The organism is Corynebacterium mycetoides, from assembly GCF_900103625.1.
GTDB lineage: Bacteria > Actinomycetota > Actinomycetes > Mycobacteriales > Mycobacteriaceae > Corynebacterium > Corynebacterium mycetoides.
In genome coordinates, this window is the sequence record NZ_LT629700.1 from 946,387 (window position 1) to 965,103 (window position 18,717).

Genomic DNA, 18,717 nt, shown 5'->3' on the forward strand with positions numbered 1-18,717 from the left:
CGTGGACGCCCACACGCAGCAGGAGGTAGCCGTGGCAGATTCGCCGAGCACAACCAGGGACGAGACGAGGCAGCTGACCGCGATCCCCGCAGCAGTTGAGCGCGAGCTCGAGCACTTCCTCGACTCCCGCCAGCCCGACGTGGACAAGATCGGTGCCCCGGTGAGCCAGTCCGCGGCGCACCTGCGCGACTTCGTCCTCGGCGGCGGCAAACGCATCCGCCCCCTCTACGCGTGGGCGGGATTCGTCGGCGCCGGTGACACGGGCACGGCCGCGGCGGAGGATCCCGACGCGGTGCTGCGCGCGGTCAGTTCGCTCGAACTTATCCAGGCGTGCGCGCTCATCCACGACGACATCATCGATTCCTCCGACACCCGGCGCGGCAACCCCACGGTGCACCGGGCGGTGCAGGCCCGTCACGAGGACGCCCACCTGTTCGGCGATGCCGCCGCGTACGGCCGCAACTCCGCCATCCTGATCGGTGACCTGGCCCTGATCTGGGCAGAGGACATGTGGCGCGACTCCGGTGTGAGCGCCGCCGCCCTCGAGCGCGCCGCTGAGCCCTGGCGGGGCATGCGCACGGAGGTCATCGGCGGGCAGCTGCTCGACATCGCCCTCGAGGCCGCCGCCGACGAGTCGGTGGAGATGGCCGACAAGGTCAACCGCTACAAAACAGCCGCGTACACCATCGAACGCCCGCTGCACCTGGGCGCCGCGCTCGCGGGAGCGGCGGGCGCGACCATCGACGCGTTCCGCGGTTACGGCCGCGACATCGGTATCGCCTTTCAGCTTCGCGACGACCTGCTGGGCGTCTTCGGGGACGAGTCCGTGACCGGGAAACCGGTGGGCGACGACCTGCGCGAGGGCAAGCGCACCGTGTTACTCGCCACGGCGCTCGCGCGCCTCGATGCCACCGACCCCGCCTCAGCACAGACGCTGCGCGAGCGGGTCGGGCGGGCCACCGACCCGGACGAGCTCGCCCATCTGGCTGCGTTGGTGGACTCCAGCGGCGCTGTGGCGGACGTCGAGAAGCGAATTGCGGCTCTGACCACCTCGGGCCTGAACCGGCTGACGGACGCGGGCATCGTCGGCGAGGTGGCCGACACGCTGCGGGACCTGGCGGTGCAAGCGACCGAGCGCCGTGCATAGGCCAAGTTCACCGGCGGTCTGGCTGGGCCTCGGCGCAGGCCTGCTAATCGCGGCCGGTTCCTACGGGGCGGGCGCGACGCGCAATCGCGGCGGCGTCATGCGCGAGATCGGCCTCGGCCACCTCATGTCGGGGCATGGACGCTCCCTGATGGACGCGCTGCTCACCGCCGGCATGGTCGCGCTCGTGTTCGCCTGGGTGTGGCTCGGCCGCGAGATGTCCCGGCAGCGCGCAGGGATTACCGAGGCCTCGCGCGCGACCTGGCTGTGGACGGCGGCGCTCGCTCTTTCGGCGCCGATCCTGTCGCGCGACGTGTACTCCTACCTCATGCAGGGGGCCATGCGTCGCGACGGCTTCGACCCGTACACCGAGGGCGCGGCGGTGAACCCGGGCCCGTTCCTCTACGAGGTCAGCCACGACTGGCGCAACACCACAACCCCCTACGGCCCGCTCCACCTGTGGATCGGGCAGCGCGTGACCAGTCTCGTGGGCGACAACGTCACCGCGGGGCTGGTGGCCTACAAGATCATTTCCGTGGCGGGGTTTGTGGCGATCATCTGGGCGGTGCCCCGCATCGCTCGCCTCCTCGGCGGCAACCCGGCGCTCGCGCTGTGGCTGGGCGTGGCCAACCCCGTGACTCTGCTGCACATGGTGGGCGGAATGCACAACGAGGCAGTGATGGTCGGGCTCGTCAGCCTCGGCTTGTACCTGTGCCTGCGCGCCCGGTTCGTGCCCGGTATCGCCCTGATCGCGCTCGCTGTGTCGCTCAAAGCCACCGCGGCCATCGCACTGCCCTTCGTGGTGTGGATGGCCTACAACCGGCGGCGCACCGACGCCCGGGCACGCAACGTCGCGACGTTCGTCCTAGTCTCGACGCTGTCCGTGGCCGTGACCATGGCGGTCTTAGGCGCCGTGACGGTTTTCTCCGGTTCCTCGTGGGGCTGGGTCGCGGAAATCTCGGGCAACTCGAAGGTGGTCAACCCGCTCGCGGGGCCGACCCTGGCGGCCGACGTGTTCACCCCCTTCGCCCAGCTTTTCGACGAGCACTTCCGCTACAACGCGGCCCTGTCCCTCGCGCGCACCATGGGATCGGTGCTCATGCTCGCCGGGTTGGCGCTGACGTGGTTCCTGTTCCGCCGCAACGACCGTGAGGCGGTCGCGGGCATCACGTGCGCCTACGCCGTCGCATTCGTCGCCAACGCCGTGACCTTCCCCTGGTATTACGCGTCGCTGCTGACTCTCGTGGGCACGATCAGCACGCCCGTGTGGGTGCGCCGCGCGACCGTGCTGCTGTCCGTCATCGTCGCTTGTGCCTTTACCGGCAGCGGCAACCACCGCTTCTACGACACCTGGTTTGTGGCCGCCGCGCTCATCGCCGGGTGGGCGGCCGCCGAGTGGGTGTATCCGCGGACGGGCTCTAAAACGCCATCGCCTGCGCGCGCCTGATCACTTCGCGCGCCCCGTGCCCGTGGAGTGCGTCAACTGGGCGGCCGGGCAGGGTGTCGTCCGGGGTGAACAGGTAATGCAAAATCTCGTCCTCGCCGTACCCGCCGTCGTGCAGCACCATAATGGCGCCTCCCACGAACTTGGACAGCTCTCCGTCGGTGCCAAGCAGCAGCTCCGGCACGTACTTCACCCCGTCCTTGCGGTAGACCAAGAGTTTGTGGGCGCCGATGAGGTCGTGCACCCTGGTAACGGGGACCCCGAGGTAGGCGGCGACATCCGGCAGCGTGAACAAGGATTCACCGGCGAGCAGAGTGTCGAGGTCAATGTTCGGCGTAGTCACACAGCACACCTTACCCGCGCACCCGGTAACCCGGGAACCTGTAGACGCGCAGGTGCGCAGCGGCGGCTTCCCGGTGGTCTTTGCGGGCGGGCGTCGGCCATACTGGAGGGTATGCACCCTGAGCAGCCCATGCAGCCCATGCAGCCCCAGCCACAGCTTTCCGTCGGCGACTACCTGGACAACCGCTACGTGGTTGACCGCCCGATCGCCCGCGGCGGCATGTCGACGGTGTACCGGTGCGTGGACGTACGGCTGGGCCGCGAGGTGGCGGCCAAGGTGATGGACGAGCGCTACGTGCACGACCAGGTCTTTCTCAGCCGCTTTCGGCGCGAGGCCCGAGCGATGGCCCAGCTCTCGCACCCAAACCTGGTTAACGTCTACGACTTCTCCCACGAGGGCGACCAGGTGTTTCTCATCATGGAGCTCATCACGGGCGGAACCCTGCGGGAGCTGCTGGACGAGCGCGGCCCCATGCCTCCCCACGCCGCGGCGGCGGTGATGCGGGCAACGCTGACCGGGCTGTCGATTGCCCACCGCAAGGGGATGGTGCACCGCGACATCAAGCCGGACAACATCTTGATCAACGCCGATCACAGGGTGAAGCTGGCCGATTTCGGGCTCGTGCGCGCGGCGGCGGATTCGAACCACTCGACGGATCAGATCGTGGGAACGGTGAGTTACCTCTCCCCCGAACAGGTCGACGGCAGCGCCATGACGCAGGCCTCGGACGTCTACTCCGCCGGCATCGTGCTCTTCGAGCTGCTCACCGGCACCGTCCCGTTCACCGGCGACACTCCCTTGGCCCACGCCTACGCGCGGCTGAACCGGGACGTCCCGGCGCCGTCGTCACGCATCGAGGGCGTGCCCATGCTTTTCGACGAGCTGGTGGCCACCGCGACCGCCCGCGACCCGCGCGACCGGTTCGAGGACGCCGCGGAGTTCCTCGCCGCGCTTGACGACGTCGCCGCGGAGCTGCGCTTGCCGGAGTACGTGGTGCCGGTTCCCACGAACTCCGCGGCGAACCGCGCGGCCGCTCACCCGACGTCCTTCACCCCCGTGCCTACACCGTTGCCGGAGGCGGGAACCCGCGCGCTTGATCAGCGGCTGTTCCCCGACGCCGCGTCCGGAAGCACCCGCGTCGTCGGGGCAACGGCTGCGCCCGAACCGGCACCGAAACCGATGCCCGCTCCCGTCCCGGCGCCCGCGCCGGCCCACACGCCGGCCCCGCGCATGACGCCGCCGGATCCAGTGAGCAACCGCAACGCGCTGGCGACGGCCGTGTTCACGATCGCCTCCCTGCTCGTGATCGCGCTGGTGGCCATCGGCGCGTGGTGGTTCGGGTCGGGCTACTACGGCGACATCCCCGCCCTCATTGTGTAGGACGGGGATGTTCGGCTAGCCGCGGCGCTCAGCTGCAGCGCAGTTGACCTTAGTAGCGCAGCATCTCGGCCACGAGGAAGGCCAGCTCGAGGGCCTGCTCGGTGTTCAGGCGCGGGTCGCAGGCGGACTCGTAGCGGCCCGGCAGATCCAGGTCGGTGATGTCCTGGGCGCCGCCGAGGCACTCCGTGACGTTCTCGCCTGTCAGCTCGATGTGGATGCCGCCCGGGTGGGTGCCCAGCTCGCGGTGGACCTCGAAGAAGCCCTGTGCCTCGTCGATGATCTTGTCGAAGTGCCGGGTCTTGTACCCGTTGGACGCCGTAAACGTGTTGCCGTGCATCGGGTCGGACTGCCAGACCACCTTGTGCCCGGACGCCTCGACGGCTTTGACGATGCCCGGCAGCATGGTGCGCACGTTGTCGTGGCCCATGCGGATAACCATGGTCAACCGGCCCGGCTCGCGCTCCGGATCGAGCTTGTCCGCGTAGGCGACGGCCTCTTCCGGGGTCACTTTCGGGCCGAGCTTGATCCCGATCGGGTTGTTGATCATGGCGGCGAAGTTGACGTGGAAGTCCTCCATGCCACGGGTGCGCTCGCCGATCCACAGCTGGTGGGCCGAGAGGTCGTAGAGCTTCGTCTCGCCCTGGCTGTCCTCGGCCAGGCGCAACATGGCCCGCTCGTAGTCCACCAGCAGCGCCTCGTGGGAGGCGTAGATCTCGCTGGTGCGCAGGTGCTCGTCGTTGACGCCGCAGGCGTTCATGAACGCCAGGGAGCGGGAGATCTCCCGCGCCAGCGCCTCGTAGCGCGCGCCCGCCGGGGACGCGGCGACGAACTGCCGGTTCCAGTCGTGGATGTGGTGGAGGTCGGCCGTCCCGGACGCCGTCAGCGCGCGGACCAGGTTCATGGCCGCGGACGCGTTGGCGTAGGCGCGGACCATGCGGGCGGGGTCGTGCCGGCGGGCCTCCGCGGTGGGCTCGACGCCGTTGACAATGTCGCCCCGGTAGTTCGGCAGACCGTTTTCGTCCAGGTCGGAGGAGCGCGGCTTGGCGTACTGGCCGGCAATGCGGCCGAGCTTGACCACGGGCACCGACGCGCCGTAGGTCAGCACCGCGGCCATTTGCAGCAGCGTGCGCACATTCGCGCGGATGTGCGGCTCGGTGTTGGATTCGAAGGTCTCCGCGCAGTCGCCTCCCTGGAGGAGGAACGCCTTGCCCAGGGCGACGTCGGCAAGCTGGCCCTTGAGCACCTCGATCTCGGGTGCGAGCACGACGGGCGGAACGGACTCGAGGATCTTGCGCACGTAGCCGGCCTCGTTCGCGTCCCACGTCGGCTGCTGTTTGGCGTTACGGGAGATGACGTCCTGGAATCGTTCGTTCAAATCCCCCGGCAACGGCGGAAGATCGGGCAGAACGTCTTTGGGGATGTCGATAGTCCAACTCACCCCTCAAGTTTTATCATGCTGGGGGCATATTTGGAACCCCAGGTCACGGGAAGCGATTGTCACCTGGTGGAATGGTGTTCCCGCACGATGGAAACCTGCCCATTGTCGCCCAGCGGCAGGGCCGCAGTACAGGCGGTGAACTTGGCCAGGTTGTGGCGGGCGTCGACAAGCGCGTTGTGGTTGCCCTTGGGCAAACTGGGCAGCTTCGGGCGCCCCGCCATCTCCCAGTACTGCTTCAGTTCGCGGGTGTACCGCGGCAGCGCCTTCGGGAGCGCGCTCATGTCGCCCCACAGCTGGGCCAAGACAACGTGATCGTAGGCGCCCACCCAGGCCCACAGCTCCGGGTGGCCCGGCCCGGCGGTGACAAACTCGAGCACCTCGCGCCGGATCGCGGCGTTCGGCTTCCACTCGGACTCCCCGGGGCTGGGAAGCTTGTCCAGGACGTTGTCGCGCACCCACCGGTTCGCCTTGGCCGCGTCGAAGTCCGTCGACACCGCGTAATACTCGCGGCCGTCCTCGGCGACAATCCCGATGGAGACCAGCTCGATGGTCGCGCCGTCCTCGATGAACTCGGTGTCGTAGAAGTAGCGCACCCTACCCACGCCCGGACGCGTCATCGCGCTCCGCGGGATCCGGGGCGGATGCCCCGCGCCGGCGCGGCCAGAACATGACCACCGCCACGCCGATCACCGCGAGCGGGGCGACAACGTTGATGTAGCGGCCGGTCTGGGTGGCCACCATGACTGCGGCGACGAGCACGCAGCATAAGGCCACGCGGATGAGAAGGTCTCGGTCCATGGCCACCATCTTAAATTACGGCGTCTTAGGTTCCGCACCCGCGGGGTAGCCGTGGCCGGCCTCGAGCGACTTCTTCACCTCGGACGCGTATACGTCCACGTACTCGTAGCCCGACAGCTCACTGAGCTTTTCCATGATGAAGTCGGTGAACGGGCGCGCCACCTCACGGGAGTCGGGGTCGTAGCCGTTCTCGCGCGCCCACGCGTGCGGGCTGATCGGCTCCCCGACCTTGATGCGTACCCGCCGGGGGCGCGGAACGAAGGTGCCAATCGGGTTGGCGTTGCGGGTGCCAATCATCGCCACCGGGATGACGTCGACATTGTTCTTCATCGCGATACGCGCCATGCCGGTGCGCCCCTTGTACAAGCGCCCGTCCGGCGAGCGCGTGCCCTCGGGGTAAAACCCCATCAGCTTTCCGTCGGCGAAGACCTCCTCCGCCGCGCGCTCCAGGTCGTCTGCGGCCCCGGAGGAGCTGCGATCTACTGGGATCTGGCCCACCGAGCTGAAGAAGAAGCGCTGGATCGCTCCGCCGACACCCGGGGTGGTGAAGTATTCCTTCTTCGCCGGGAACGTGAGCTGGCGCCACACCATCAGCGGGAGGTAGAACGAATCCATCACGGCCTGGTGGTTCGACGCCAAAATGGCGGTGCCCGTGCGCGGAATGTTGTGCGCGCCCTCGATCGTCGGCCGGTTCCACACCAGCAACGGCGGGCCTAGGATGGCCTTGAACACCGCATACCATTTGTTCACCATGTGCTTTTCCTTTACACCAGTTTCCGCGCCAAATCAGCCACGCCGATCATACCTGCCTCGGGGCCGAGCTCGGCGCGAATGAGTGTCGGCAGCGGCCGGTAGCCGGCGCCCACGATGTCGCGGGCCATGGCGCTCCTCGCCCGGTCGATGAAGAGATCCGCGTCGTCGCTGACTCCCCCGCCCAGCACGATGAGCTCGGGGTCGAGTACGTCGGCGACGATGGAGAGCCCCTGGCCGAGCCAGTCCGCGAACGTGTCGACGGCCGCCCGCCCCAGCGCATCCCCGCTCCGCGCCGCAGCCATCACGTCGTGCCCGTTGGCGCGCTTGTCCACTACTTTGCGGTAGAGCCCGCACGCTTTGTACCCGCCGGCGGAGGCGACCTCCACGGCGGTGTCCACCAGAGCCGTGCCGGAGGCGTAGCGCTCCAGACAGCCGTGTTTGCCGCAGGAGCACACCCGCCCGCCCGGCACGACGGTGAGGTGCCCGAACTCCGGGGCCGTGCCGAACGCCCCGCGGTAGATCTCGCCGTGGTGCATCAGCGTGGCGCCGATTCCCGTGCCGACGGCGAAGAACACCCACGTCTCGGCGTTCTTCGCCGCGCCGAACTTGTATTCCCCCCACGCCGCGGAGTTGGCGTCGTGCTCGAGGCGCACGGGCAGACCGATCGCGTCTTCCAGCATGGCCTTGACGGGGGCGTCGCTGCGCCACGGCAGGTGCGGGGCGAAGCGGACCTTTTCGCACTCCGGGTCGAGGAACCCCGCGATTGCCACCCCCACGGCGGAAATGTCGTGCCCGCGGCGCAGGTCGGCCACGAGATCGGTGATCGCCGCGGTGAGCTCGTCGGCGTCGTGGGGCGACTGGATCGAGCGGGAGTCGATGATGGCGCCGTCGCCCGTCACCACGCCCGCACGCGTGTTGGTGCCGCCGATGTCGAATCCGACCGTCAGGTGATTTGTCGACGGGCTGTGGGAGTGCTGGGACATAGCCAACTATGTTAACCCGTGGCGTCCAAGAGCCTTACCAGCCTGTCGCCCAAGACGTCCCAGGAAAACGTGCGCGACACATGCGCGCGGCCTGCCTCCCCCATGGCACGGCGCCGCTCCGGGTCCGCCAAAAGCCCCGTCAACGCGCCGGCGAGCTCGGCCGTGTCGCGCCCATCAACGACGATGCCGGTCGCCGGCGTCACCGTTTCCGGAGCGCCCCCCGAGGTGCCGGCAATGACGGGGATCCCGCAGGCCTGCGCCTCCAGGTACACAATGCCCAGGCCTTCCACGTCCAGCCCGGCCCCCCGGGTCCGCGCGGGCATGGCGAAGACATCCGCCGCCGCGATGATGTCGCGCAGCTGCGTGCGTTCGACGGAGCCGGTGAAAATGACCGCGTCCCCGAGGCCGCGCGCCCGCTTCCTCAAGGTGTGCTCGTACGGCCCGTCCCCTGTGATCACGAGGCGGGTGCCGGGAATGGAACGGGCGACGTGCGGGAGGGCGTCGATAAGCGAGTCTTGCCCTTTCCGCGCAACCAGGCGGGACGCGCACACGATGAGCGGGGCTCCCCCCACACCCAGCTGGTCGCGCGTCGCGGCCCGTTCCGCGTCGCTCGCGGGGCGGAAAAACCGCGTATCGACGCCCGAGGGCAACGCCTCGAACCGCGCAGACGTCCCGAGCGGGCGGCGGAGCCGACCCAGCGTGTAGCGCGAAATGTAGGTCACGGTGTCCGCGCTGCGGCCGATGGCCCCCAAGAGCTGCCGCGCCCCGGGGAGCATCGACCACCCCACCTCGTGGCCGTGGGTGGAGGCGACGACGCGGCGCGCCCCGGCCGCCTTCGCCGCCGACCCCATGACCGCCAGCGGCGCGGCGGCACCGAACCAGACCGTGTCTACCCCGTGGAGGCGAATCAAGCGCTGCATCTCGCGCACGGTAGCCGGGGTGGGCAGCATGACCCGCCGCGGCCAGCGGACCACGGTGTAGGAAAGCCCCGCGTCGAAGCGGCGCGCTGCGTCTCTATCCTGCGTTGAGGCGAACACGATCAGGTTGTTGGCGCCCGCGCGGCGCACGTACTGGCCGGCGAAGTCGCGCACATACGACTGAATCCCGCCCACAGTGGGCGGGAAGTCGTTGGTGACCAGCAAAACGGTCATGCTAGTAGCGCACGGCCCCCTGAATCGGCATCGAGTTCAGCGGCACGACCTGGACGGGGATGCCGTAGTCGGACGCGTGCACGACCTGCCCGTTGCCGATGTACATTCCCACGTGCGTCACGCCCGGGTAGTAACCGACGATGTCTCCGGGCTGCAGCTGAGACAGCGGGACCGGCGTGCCGCCCGCCAGCTGTGCCTGGGACGTCCGCGGAATGGACTTGCCGTTCTGCGCGTACGCCCACACCATGAGACCCGAGCAGTCGAACGCGTCCGGGCCGGAGGCGCCCCACCCGTAGGGCTTGCCCAGCTGTGCCAAGGCTGCCCCGGTGATCCCGGAGGCGAAAGCTGCGGGTGCCAGCAGGTCGGGCGACACCGGGTTGCCCTGGTTCGCCCACGCCTGGCGCGCCTCGGGCGACAACGCGTCAACGCGCGCCTCGACGTCCTGGATCCGCTTCTCAATGTCCTGGCGCTCGGACTCGAGACGGTCACGCTGCGCCTGGAGCTTGCCTCGCGTGTACTGAGCCTCCGCCTTGGCCACGTCCGCCGCCCTGGCGGAGTCTATGACGTCCTGAGTCGCGGCGCGCAGCCCCTCGAGCTGGTTCTGGCGACTGCGTGCAACGGAGCCGAGGTACGTGGACTTGTCGATGACCTCCTGCGGCGTGTCCGAGCCGAGAGCGTTGACAACGTTGTCCACCTGGAGCGTGCGGTACGTCGAGGCGGCGACGCTGTTGACCCCCGACTGCTGCGCCTCGCGAGCCAGGCGGGCTTCGTTCGTCCTCGCTTGGGCCGCCGCGACGTCCGCGACGCTTCGGTCGAGGGTGCGCTGAGCCTCGTCGATCTGAACTTCGAGGTCCTTGATCTGCTCCATCTTGGCCGTCGCCTCGTCGGAGGCCGACGCGAGTTCTTCGATCAGGGCGTCGACGTCGTCCGCGTGTGCCGGGGCGAAGCCGGATGCGGCGACGGTGGCCGCCGTCGCGAACGAGAGTGACGCGCGAACACCACGCCTACGCGGCGTGAAAGAGTGTTTGCCCACGATGTATGCCTGGTCCTTCCCCAGCTGACCTGTAGAAACTTTATAGAACCGTTACTGTACTATAGCGCCCCCGCCCGCGAATTCAAGGCGGGGGTAGTACCAATAGGAAACCCGGCCCGCGCCCGAGACGGGGGCGAAGCCGGATCGACCTTCATGGAGTTAGAAGCGCACCACGGAGTGGATCGGCATCATGTTGAGCGGCCGCTCTGCGACGGGAGAATTGGAGTTCAGCGCGTCGATGATCGTGCCGTTGCCGGCGTAGATGCCCACGTGGGATGCGCCGCTGTAGTACACGACAATGTCGCCCGGCTGGATGTCGCTCAACGACACCTGCTGGCCGCCGGATGCCTGCGCCTGCGAGGTGCGCGGGATGGCCTTGCCCGCCTGAGCGTGAACCCAAGAGGTGAAGCCGGAGCAGTCGAAGGCGTCGGGGCCCGAAGCGCCGTAGACGTACGGGGAGCCAATCTTCGATCGGGCGATGTCCACGATCTTCTGTCCGGCGGTCTGCTCCTGCACCACGGGTGCAGCCTGGACGGGGGCCTCGGCTGCGGTCGCCGCGGCGGAGTACTGCGCGGGCGCGTAGCGCGCCTCGACATCGGCGATGAACGCGGTGAAGCCGGGGACGTTTTCCACGCCCGGGATGGACTTGACGGCTGCGATAGCCGACGCGATGTCGGTGGTGCTCTGCTGGCCGGCGAGGGACGGAATCCACATCTCGATGCCCGGGATGGCTGCGATGCCCGGGACGTTTTCGATGCCGGGAACCTCCACGGAGACCGGCGAGTTGGGCACGCGGACCTCAGCCGCGTGGGCGGTACCGGGGGCCAGAAGGGTTGCGCCGGTGATGACGGCGGAAACGGCGGCAATGTTGCGCGCGACGGACGAGTTCTGGCGACGGTTATGTGCCACTGGGATTACTCCATATCTTCTCTTGCCTACCGGGTTAGCTGACGGGTTGGGCTGAGAACAGCCCTGCGCACTCCGTGCCCTCCGCTAACGGTGGTGGACATCCTCGTGAGCATTAACCCCAGGTGCGGCCCGCGGGCCCGTGCATGTGGGTCCCCGGCTCCCTCACTCCCCCACTGCCTTCTGCGGCGGGGACGCGCGGGACTCGGCTTCATATGTTCGTGTAGTTGGAACCTGCGGTAACCGTTCGTTGCCGCAATGTCTCGAGTAGGTTACGAAACAGCAACGGACGTTGTCCAATGCGACACCCGTTATCGCGCCGTTATTTTTCTTCGCGCCCTGAATCGCTGCGTGACACGTCACCGGCCCCGCATTCTTTCCCGCGCCCGCACAGCCCCCTGACCTCGGGAAACATCGATTCTCCCCGGCCGTGCTAGAGCGCGCTTATCGACGTCCCGGTCACCGACCCACGCCACATGTGAGCTTGAACACAGTGGCCTTGTTAGCAGACCGTTACAAAGAAATGACCCCTCCGGTCGGAGGGGTCATCTCGTGAGCGAGCGGGATTTGCTAGTGGTCCTCGCCCTCGCGGTACGTCGCGTCGCGGTCCGTGAGGTGCTTCGACGCCTCGAGCGAACGCAGCGTCTCAATCTCGTCGTGGTGGTTCGCCTCGGCGGCGCTACGCACGCGCTCGGTCACCGACAGGTCCGCGGCGGAGAAGGCGCCGATGGTCTCGGAGTCGGCGTACCCCAGCTGGTTCATCTGCTTGGGCACGCGCGCACCGGCGTACTCCAGCGGAATCGGGTGGCCGTGCTCGTCGACCGGGCCCAGCGGCTGGTGGATCTCCACGAACGCGCCGTTCGGCAGCTTCTTGATCACGCCGGTTTCGATGCCGTGCTCCAGAACCTCGCGGTCGGAGCGCTGCAGGCCGACGCAGATCCGGTAGGTGATGAAGTACACCAGCGGCGGCAGCACGATCAGGCCGATGCGACCGAACCAGGTCATCGCATTCAGGGAGATCTGGAAGAAGTGCGCTATGTGGTCGTTGCCGCCGGAGATGGTCAGCAGGAGGAAGAACGTGATGCCCATGACGCCGATGCCGGTGCGGACCGGAACGTCGCGCGGGCGCTGCAGCAGGTTGTGGTGCGCGCGGTCACCGGTGACCGCCTGCTCGATGAACGGGTAGGCGAACAGCAGGACGACCATGATGCCACACATCAGTGCAGTCCAAAACGCGCCGGGGATGGTGTAGTTGCCCAGGTAGAGCTCCCAGGCCGGCATGACGCGGGCCGCACCGTCCGTCCACAGCATGTACACGTCAGGCTGGGAGCCGGCGGAGACCTGCGACGGGTTGTAGGGGCCGAGGTTCCAAATCGCGTTGATAGAGGTGAGTCCGGCCATACCTGCGAGCACCGCAAACACGACGAACATGAATCCGATCGCCTTGACCGCGAACACCGGCATAATGCGGATGCCCACGACGTTGTTCTCCGTGCGGCCCGGACCCGGGAACTGGGTGTGCTTCTGGAACCAGACGAGGAGAAGGTGGGCGGCAACCAGCGCGAGGATCAGGCCCGGCAGGATCAGCACGTGCAGGATGTAGAAGCGATCCAGCATGAGATCCGACGGGAAGTCGCCACCGAAGATCGCCCAGTGCAGCCACGTGCCGATAATCGGGAGTGCCAGGATGATCGCGGACATGATGCGCAGGCCCACACCGGAGAGTAGATCGTCCGGGAGCGAGTAGCCCAGGAAGCCCTCCGCCATGCCGACGAGGATCAGCGTGACGCCAATGATCCAGTTCGCCTCACGGGGGCGGCGGAACGCGCCGGTGAAGAAGATGCGCAGCATGTGCGCGAACATGGCCATCATGAACATCAGGGCCGCCCAGTGGTGCATCTGTCGGACGAACAGGCCGCCGCGCACCTCGAAAGAAATGTCCAGCGCGGTGGCGTAGGCGCGCGACATCTCCACGCCATTGAGCGGCAGGTAGCCACCGTCGTAGATCACCTTGGTAATTGAGGGATCGAAGAACAGTGCGAGGTAGATGCCTGTCAGCAGGAGGATGATGAAGCTGTAGAGGGCCATCTCGCCGAGCATGAACGACCAGTGGGTCGGGAAGACCTTGTTCAGCTGGGGGCGGAGGAACCCGGAAACCGTGTAGCGCGAATCAACGTTGTCCGCGGCTTGTGCAAGTTTAGTGCTCATTAGGACTTACGCTCCCAGAATGCCGGGCCAACGGGTTCGATGAAGTTTCCGTTGGCAACGAGGTAACCTTCTTCGTCAACTGTCACAGGAAGCTGAGGCAGTGCACGTGCGGCGGGGCCGAAGATCGGCTTGCCGTAGTGCAGCGCGTCGAACTGGGACTGGTGGCACGGGCACAGGATGCGGTTCGTCTGCGCCTCGTACAAGGACGTCGGGCACCCGATGTGGGTGCAGATCTTGGAGTAGGCGTAGTAGTCGCCGTAGTGGAAGTCTTCCTGGCCCTCGCGCTCGACAACACGCTGCGCGTCGTCGGTGCGCAGGCGGATCAGCATCACCGCGTTGCGCGGGCCGTGAATGGAGTGCATGTGGTTCTCGTACACGTCGCGGTTCGCGTCGTAGGTCGCGCCGTCATTGACGTCGTCGGCGTACAACGGGAACACGGTCTCCATGGACGCGGCCGCCAGGTCCTCCGGGCGCATGCGCACCAGGCGGGACACGCCGGCGGTGGTGTAGTGCTTGCCGGCGTCGCCCTCGTGCAGCTCGGCGATGGCACCGGTGTCGCGGCCGAGGTAGATCTTCACGCCCTCCTCGATCTTGGTCCAGCCGTGGGTCCACAGGGTGCCGTCACCGTGGTAGTTCAGCTCGTGGCGGGGGCGCCACGGGTCCTTGATCAGGCCGCCCAGCGGGGCGATGATAACCAAGCCCGTCAATACGGCGGCGCCTCCGAGCAGGCCCTTCATGACCTTGCGCCGGCCGAGGGTCGACGTCTCCCATGCGTCGTTAAGCAGGGCGGTGGTGGTGCGGCGGTCGAGCTCGCTGGAGCGGCCGTCGTGGCGGCGCTGCACCGAAATCTCGTCCGGCACGAATTTCTTCACGTACTGGATAATTGCGATGCCCAGCGCGCCTAGGCCCAGCATGGAGGTCAGGCCGAGAAGCGGGGTGTAGAGCGTGTACATCCACAGGCCCTCGTCGCCGTGGAACTTCGGCTCCCACGGCCAGAACAGGTACACGCCCAAAAACGCGATCCCCATCAGGATGGAGATGCACAGCCAGATGTTGATGCCCCTGGCGGCGCCCTTCTCGCGGGGGTCCCCCTCCACGGGGAACCGCTCCTTGCGGTACGCCACCGTGACGTCATCGAGCTCCGTACCCAAAGCGGCGAGCTCGGCGTTGTTCATGCGGTCGAGTTCCGCATCGGTGTAGTTCTTCTTCACTTCGTTGCTCATGAGCGCGATCCAATCCAGATTGCAGCGGCGGCGACAAGGGTGACGCCGATAATCCACATAGCCATACCCTCAGACACCGGGCCGATACCGCCCAGACCCCAGCCGCCCGGGCTCGGGGTTTCCTTCGAGGACTTAATGAAGGCGATGATGTCCTTCTTCTCGTCAGCGGTGAGCTGGCGGTCGGAGAACTTCGGCATGTTCTGCGGGCCGGTCAGCATCGCCTGGTAGATCTCCTGCTCGTTCGCGGGATCCAACTCGGGGGCGTACTTGCCCGACGACAGTGCGCCGCCACGACCGGTGAAGTTGTGGCACGACGCGCAGTTGAGGCGGAAGAGCTCACCGCCGCGGGCGACGTCGGCGGCCTGAATCTGTCCGTCGAAGTCTTTGCCGCGCAGTTCCTCCATCGCCAGCGAACCGTCCTCGTTGTACACGAGCTCCGGTCCCCCGCCGTTGGCCGCGACGTATGCCGCCATCGCCAGCGCCTGGGACTCGGTGTAGCGCGGGCGCTTGCGCTCCGCCTGCGCGTCGTTGGACATCATCGGCATACGGCCAGAGTTGACCTGGAAGTAGACGGCGCCTTCTCCAGTGCCGATCAGGGACGGACCGCGGTCCTGAACGCCCTGGAGATTTGCGCCGTGGCAGGTAATGCAGGCGACATCGTAGAGGTCCTTGCCCTCCTGAATCAGTGCCTGCTCATCGCGCTGCGCGGTCGCCACCTGGGCGTTGGGGGTCAAGGCGGTGGCCAGGAAGCCGGCACCGGTCAGACCGAATGTGAGAGCAGCGGCGCCCGCGACAGTGCGCCGCATCTTGCGGCGGCTGCGCGGCTTTTTTGGGGTGTTTTCCATCATGTTCCCTTATAGCGACTATGAGTCAGTGACAAAGCGGCTCCCGCAGTATTCGCGGGCGGGGCGCTTACTGAACGAGGTACAGAGTGATAAAGACGCCGATCCAAATGACGTCAACGAAGTGCCAGTAGTAGGACGTCGCCATAGCAGCGGTCGCCTGCGCCGGGGTGAACTTCGACTTGGCCACGCGCAGCATCACGACGATGAAGGCGATGATGCCCGCGGTCACGTGGGCCATGTGGAAGCCCGTGATGATGTAGAACACGGAGCCGTACACAGACGCCTGCGGGGTCACCCCGGCGTGGACCATCTCGTACCACTCAAAGGCCACGAGGCCGAGGAACACGACGCCGAGGAGGATGGTCACGGTGAACCACTTGCGCAGGCCGTAGACGTCACCCCTCTCCGCGGCGAACACGCCCATCTGCGAGGTGACCGAGGAAGTCACGAGGACGATGGTGATGATCAGGCCGAACAACACGTTCAAGTGCTCGGTCTGGTGCTGCCAGTCCCCTGCGGTCATGCCGTTAGCGCGCGAGGTGAAGTACATCGCGAACAGGCCGGCGAAGAACATCAATTCCTGGGCGAGGAACGCCATCGTGCCCACGCTGACCATGTTGGGTCGGTTCAGCACAGGGACACGATTCGACGGTGTCGCCATCTCTGGGTTAGTAGTTGCGGTCGTCACGCATGCGATTATCGCCCTTTTCGGGCTGAAAGTCACCTCGTATACCCCCGAAAAGTAACTGCAAGAATCGCGTCAACCTGCCGTTATTTCTGCTGCCAATGTGGTAAGGAAAAAAATTCCGTCCACTCGGGAACTTCTCGCCCGGTTCATCCGACAGGGATAGGTGCAGGTCATCGGACCGGGGAACGGCGCGCCCATGCTTGTTCGGGCGTACGGCGCTCCCATGGGGCTCCTGCTTCCCCGCCCAAAGGGCCCGCCCACTTCGGTTTTCGTGACGGTTTTCACATTATCCCCCGTTGGAGCGGTCCGCACACCAACTTTCGGTTGCCCCCTCGCCAGTGCGGAACGCGCGCCATATTCGCCCTCTTGTTAAGTACGCCCGGCGGGCGCGCCCCGCAGAGACGGCGAAACGCCCCGCGACCACTTTCGCGGGGCGTTGGAGGCAGAGAGGCTGGAGCGGTTAGTGCTTCTCGCGCGGGATGCCGTACTGCAGGTTGAGCTGGGTGACCGTCCAAATCAGGAGCACGGCGCCGATAGCGGCCAGCCAGAGCTGCCAGAACGCGAGCCCGAGGCCCAGGAAGAGGATCGAGCCGGACATTGCGAACGGCCAGATGGAGTGCGGGGAGAAGAAGCCCAGAACGCCTGCACCGTCCTCAATCTCGGCCTCCTCCCAATCCTCGGGGACGATGTCCATGCGACGCTCAGTGAAGTCGAGGTACACGGCCATCATGAACGCCAGAGCCGTGGCCAGGACGAGGCCGACGCTGCCGACCCACTCAATGCCGAACAAGTAAGCGTCGTCGCCGATCCAGGTCGTAGCCAGGATGTAGAAGACTGCCACCAGGGCAAGGAAGGTGCCCAAGCTGTAGAAAATTTTAGAGCCAGGTCCCATTGATCTTCTCTCGCTTTCTTAGACGTTCTCGTTGGGGTCGGTGTAGTTCTGGCCGTCTCGGGTGCCCGTGCGGTCAGAGTTGAACGGGCGGGTCGTGGTGGCGTATGGCTCCTGACCGATCGCCTCCAGGGCCTGGGCGTTGGTGGCGTCCGGGTTGTCGTTGCGGAACTGCATGTACTCGCGGAAGTCATCCGGCGAGACCGCGCGGACCTCGAAGTTCATCATGGAGTGGTAGGTGCCGCACATCTCGGCACAGCGTCCGACGAATGCGCCCTCGCGGTCGATGCGCTCAATCTGGAAAGAGCGCTGCTGCTGGTTCGACTCTGGGTGAGCGTAGACGTCACGCTTGAACAGGAACTCCGGGACCCAGAACGCGTGGCTCACGTCACCGGATGCGAGGCGGAACTCGATCGGGGTGTCGGTCGGCAGAACGAGGACCGGGATCTCGTCGGTGCTGCCAGTCGTCTCGATGAGGTTGTAGTTGAGGTACGACAGGTCACCGGTGGAGGTGCCGTGGATCGGGTTGGCGTTGGGCAGATCCTCGGGTTCGAGCTTCGTCTTTTCCGCCAGCGCCTGGCGCTGCTCGTCCAGGCCGTTGTACTCGGCTCCGGTCGGGGACAGCTCCGGGCCGACCTGCGCGTAGCCGAACTTCCAGTTCCACTGGAAGGCGGTGACGTCGACGGTGACTTCCGGGTCCTTGTCCAGGGCGACCGTCTTGGTCTGCGCCTGCACGGTGAAGAAGAAGAGGATGAACACGATGATGATCGGCAGAATCGTGAGGCCGAGCTCGAGCGGCACGTTGTACTGCAGCTGCTTCGGAAACTCGTCGTTGGTCTTCTTTGCCTGTGCCTTCGCGTTCCACTTGAAGATGGCCACGAGGAACAGTGCCCACATGATGATGCCGATGATCCATGCGGCGACCCAGACCCACACCCAGAAGTTGTACATCTGCACGCCTTCGGGGGTGATCGGGTCCGGCCAGCCCATGTCGAGCACGTTTGCCACAGCTTCCGGAGGTGCTACCTCGCAGCCTGCGAGCGCGAAGCTGCCGAGCAGGAGCGATCCCGCCACGCCAGCCTTCTTGGCCAAGCCGCGGTACTTTTCCTTTTCCACGTGTGTCTGCCTTCCTGTCCACACTTCATCCAACGAACGCTCACATGTATGCCAGAGCATTCCTACCCAGTCAGGATAGTTCATGTGCCGGGCCGATTAGGATATCTCGCCGGCGGCTCTCCCCCGGCGTCGCAGCCGCGCACATCACTGGAGCGAGGGGCCGCTTTTCAGCAGGTCTGTGGCCTCTCTTGGAACCCTTTTTTCCCTCCTGAGGCCCATCTCACACCCTCATGCAGATGAGTCCATCTAAAGTTGGCCCCCATCCGGGGACGCGCCAAAGGTTGACGCCGCGCCCCCGCGACACGGCCCACGTCAGTTCGCGGTCGGGGCGCGCGAAACTCTATTGTTGGAGAAGCACGTCGCACCCGCGGCGCG

At 66.5% G+C, this 18,717-nt stretch carries 17 protein-coding genes, 1 pseudogene and 1 riboswitch; of the genes and pseudogenes, 3 read left to right on the forward strand and 15 right to left on the reverse strand.

Annotated elements, in window-relative coordinates:
- Nucleotides 1-31 precede the first annotated feature (31 nt).
- A complete protein-coding gene (locus tag BLS40_RS04590; protein ID WP_172808041.1) occupies nucleotides 32-1,147 on the forward strand; it encodes a polyprenyl synthetase family protein in 1,116 nt (371 codons plus the stop codon).
- Entirely contained in the window at nucleotides 1,140-2,591 is a 1,452-nt protein-coding gene (locus tag BLS40_RS04595; RefSeq protein ID WP_092149386.1) for an alpha-(1->6)-mannopyranosyltransferase A, read from the forward strand. The genes BLS40_RS04590 and BLS40_RS04595 overlap by 8 nt, the downstream gene beginning before the upstream one ends.
- On the opposite strand, the gene BLS40_RS04600 is transcribed toward BLS40_RS04595, so the two are convergent.
- Nucleotides 2,563-2,931 (reverse strand): Rv2175c family DNA-binding protein, encoded by a 369-nt coding sequence (locus BLS40_RS04600; RefSeq protein ID WP_092149389.1) that lies wholly within the window; start codon nucleotides 2,929-2,931, stop codon nucleotides 2,563-2,565. The genes BLS40_RS04595 and BLS40_RS04600 overlap by 29 nt on opposite strands.
- 138 nt (nucleotides 2,932-3,069) lie before the next feature.
- Between BLS40_RS04600 and BLS40_RS11310 the strand changes: the two are divergent.
- Nucleotides 3,070-4,305: pseudogene (locus BLS40_RS11310) on the forward strand (protein kinase domain-containing protein); the annotation flags it as partial.
- Between the two features lie 55 nt (nucleotides 4,306-4,360).
- Here BLS40_RS11310 and BLS40_RS04610 read toward each other — a convergent pair.
- The 14 genes from BLS40_RS04610 to ctaC all read right to left on the reverse strand — a co-directional run bounded on the left by BLS40_RS04610 (nucleotide 4,361) and on the right by ctaC (nucleotide 18,342).
- On the reverse strand, nucleotides 4,361-5,749 hold the full coding sequence (locus BLS40_RS04610) for a class II 3-deoxy-7-phosphoheptulonate synthase (RefSeq protein WP_092149392.1): 1,389 nt from the start codon (nucleotides 5,747-5,749) through the stop codon (nucleotides 4,361-4,363).
- 59 nt (nucleotides 5,750-5,808) lie between these two features.
- Complete coding sequence (locus BLS40_RS04615; protein WP_092149395.1) at nucleotides 5,809-6,342, reverse strand: polyadenylate-specific 3'-exoribonuclease AS; 534 nt, start codon at nucleotides 6,340-6,342, stop codon at nucleotides 5,809-5,811.
- Nucleotide 6,343: 1 nt separating this feature from the next.
- Nucleotides 6,344-6,547: a hypothetical protein gene (locus tag BLS40_RS04620; protein ID WP_157464378.1), complete on the reverse strand. Its 204-nt coding sequence runs from the start codon at nucleotides 6,545-6,547 to the stop codon at nucleotides 6,344-6,346.
- Between the two features lie 15 nt (nucleotides 6,548-6,562).
- Complete coding sequence (locus BLS40_RS04625) at nucleotides 6,563-7,300, reverse strand: lysophospholipid acyltransferase family protein (RefSeq protein ID WP_092149398.1); 738 nt, start codon at nucleotides 7,298-7,300, stop codon at nucleotides 6,563-6,565.
- Nucleotides 7,301-7,311: 11 nt separating this feature from the next.
- Nucleotides 7,312-8,283: an ROK family protein gene (locus BLS40_RS04630; protein ID WP_092149401.1), complete on the reverse strand. Its 972-nt coding sequence runs from the start codon at nucleotides 8,281-8,283 to the stop codon at nucleotides 7,312-7,314.
- A gap of 11 nt (nucleotides 8,284-8,294) precedes the next feature.
- The gene (locus BLS40_RS04635; RefSeq protein WP_092149404.1) at nucleotides 8,295-9,434 is read right to left on the reverse strand and encodes a glycosyltransferase family 4 protein; all 1,140 of its coding nucleotides are present in this window, start codon (nucleotides 9,432-9,434) and stop codon (nucleotides 8,295-8,297) included.
- A 1-nt stretch (nucleotide 9,435) separates the two neighbouring features.
- Complete coding sequence (locus BLS40_RS04640) at nucleotides 9,436-10,467, reverse strand: C40 family peptidase (RefSeq protein ID WP_231908520.1); 1,032 nt, start codon at nucleotides 10,465-10,467, stop codon at nucleotides 9,436-9,438.
- Between the two features lie 159 nt (nucleotides 10,468-10,626).
- Nucleotides 10,627-11,376: a C40 family peptidase gene (locus BLS40_RS04645; protein ID WP_092149407.1), complete on the reverse strand. Its 750-nt coding sequence runs from the start codon at nucleotides 11,374-11,376 to the stop codon at nucleotides 10,627-10,629.
- 12 nt (nucleotides 11,377-11,388) lie between these two features.
- A riboswitch (cyclic di-AMP (ydaO/yuaA leader) is annotated at nucleotides 11,389-11,594 on the reverse strand.
- A gap of 349 nt (nucleotides 11,595-11,943) precedes the next feature.
- Complete coding sequence (gene qcrB / locus BLS40_RS04650) at nucleotides 11,944-13,581, reverse strand: cytochrome bc1 complex cytochrome b subunit (protein ID WP_092149410.1); 1,638 nt, start codon at nucleotides 13,579-13,581, stop codon at nucleotides 11,944-11,946.
- A complete protein-coding gene (qcrA, locus tag BLS40_RS04655) occupies nucleotides 13,581-14,804 on the reverse strand; it encodes a cytochrome bc1 complex Rieske iron-sulfur subunit (protein ID WP_092149413.1) in 1,224 nt (407 codons plus the stop codon). The genes qcrB and qcrA overlap by 1 nt, the downstream gene beginning before the upstream one ends.
- A complete protein-coding gene (qcrC, locus tag BLS40_RS04660; RefSeq protein WP_092149416.1) occupies nucleotides 14,801-15,649 on the reverse strand; it encodes a cytochrome bc1 complex diheme cytochrome c subunit in 849 nt (282 codons plus the stop codon). The genes qcrA and qcrC overlap by 4 nt, the downstream gene beginning before the upstream one ends.
- 67 nt (nucleotides 15,650-15,716) lie before the next feature.
- Complete coding sequence (gene ctaE / locus BLS40_RS04665) at nucleotides 15,717-16,337, reverse strand: aa3-type cytochrome oxidase subunit III (RefSeq protein ID WP_456236289.1); 621 nt, start codon at nucleotides 16,335-16,337, stop codon at nucleotides 15,717-15,719.
- 460 nt (nucleotides 16,338-16,797) lie between these two features.
- Complete coding sequence (gene ctaF / locus BLS40_RS04675; protein WP_092149422.1) at nucleotides 16,798-17,229, reverse strand: aa3-type cytochrome oxidase subunit IV; 432 nt, start codon at nucleotides 17,227-17,229, stop codon at nucleotides 16,798-16,800.
- A gap of 18 nt (nucleotides 17,230-17,247) precedes the next feature.
- Entirely contained in the window at nucleotides 17,248-18,342 is a 1,095-nt protein-coding gene (gene ctaC, locus BLS40_RS04680) for an aa3-type cytochrome oxidase subunit II (protein ID WP_092149425.1), read from the reverse strand.
- Nucleotides 18,343-18,717: the final 375 nt, after the last annotated feature.

Excerpts from the sequence above, each read along its gene's own strand:
- BLS40_RS04620 (WP_157464378.1), bottom strand. The coding sequence starts at position 6,547 with ATGGACCGAGACCTTCTCATCCGCGTGGCCTTATGCTGCGTGCTCGTC.
- BLS40_RS04625 (WP_092149398.1), bottom strand. The coding sequence starts at position 7,300 with ATGGTGAACAAATGGTATGCGGTGTTCAAGGCCATCCTAGGCCCGCCG.
- BLS40_RS04630 (WP_092149401.1), bottom strand. The coding sequence starts at position 8,283 with ATGTCCCAGCACTCCCACAGCCCGTCGACAAATCACCTGACGGTCGGA.
- BLS40_RS04635 (WP_092149404.1), bottom strand. The coding sequence starts at position 9,434 with ATGACCGTTTTGCTGGTCACCAACGACTTCCCGCCCACTGTGGGCGGG.
- qcrB (WP_092149410.1), bottom strand. The coding sequence starts at position 13,581 with ATGAGCACTAAACTTGCACAAGCCGCGGACAACGTTGATTCGCGCTAC.
- qcrA (WP_092149413.1), bottom strand. The coding sequence starts at position 14,804 with ATGAGCAACGAAGTGAAGAAGAACTACACCGATGCGGAACTCGACCGC.
- qcrC (WP_092149416.1), bottom strand. The coding sequence starts at position 15,649 with ATGGAAAACACCCCAAAAAAGCCGCGCAGCCGCCGCAAGATGCGGCGC.
- ctaF (WP_092149422.1), bottom strand. The coding sequence starts at position 17,229 with ATGGGACCTGGCTCTAAAATTTTCTACAGCTTGGGCACCTTCCTTGCC.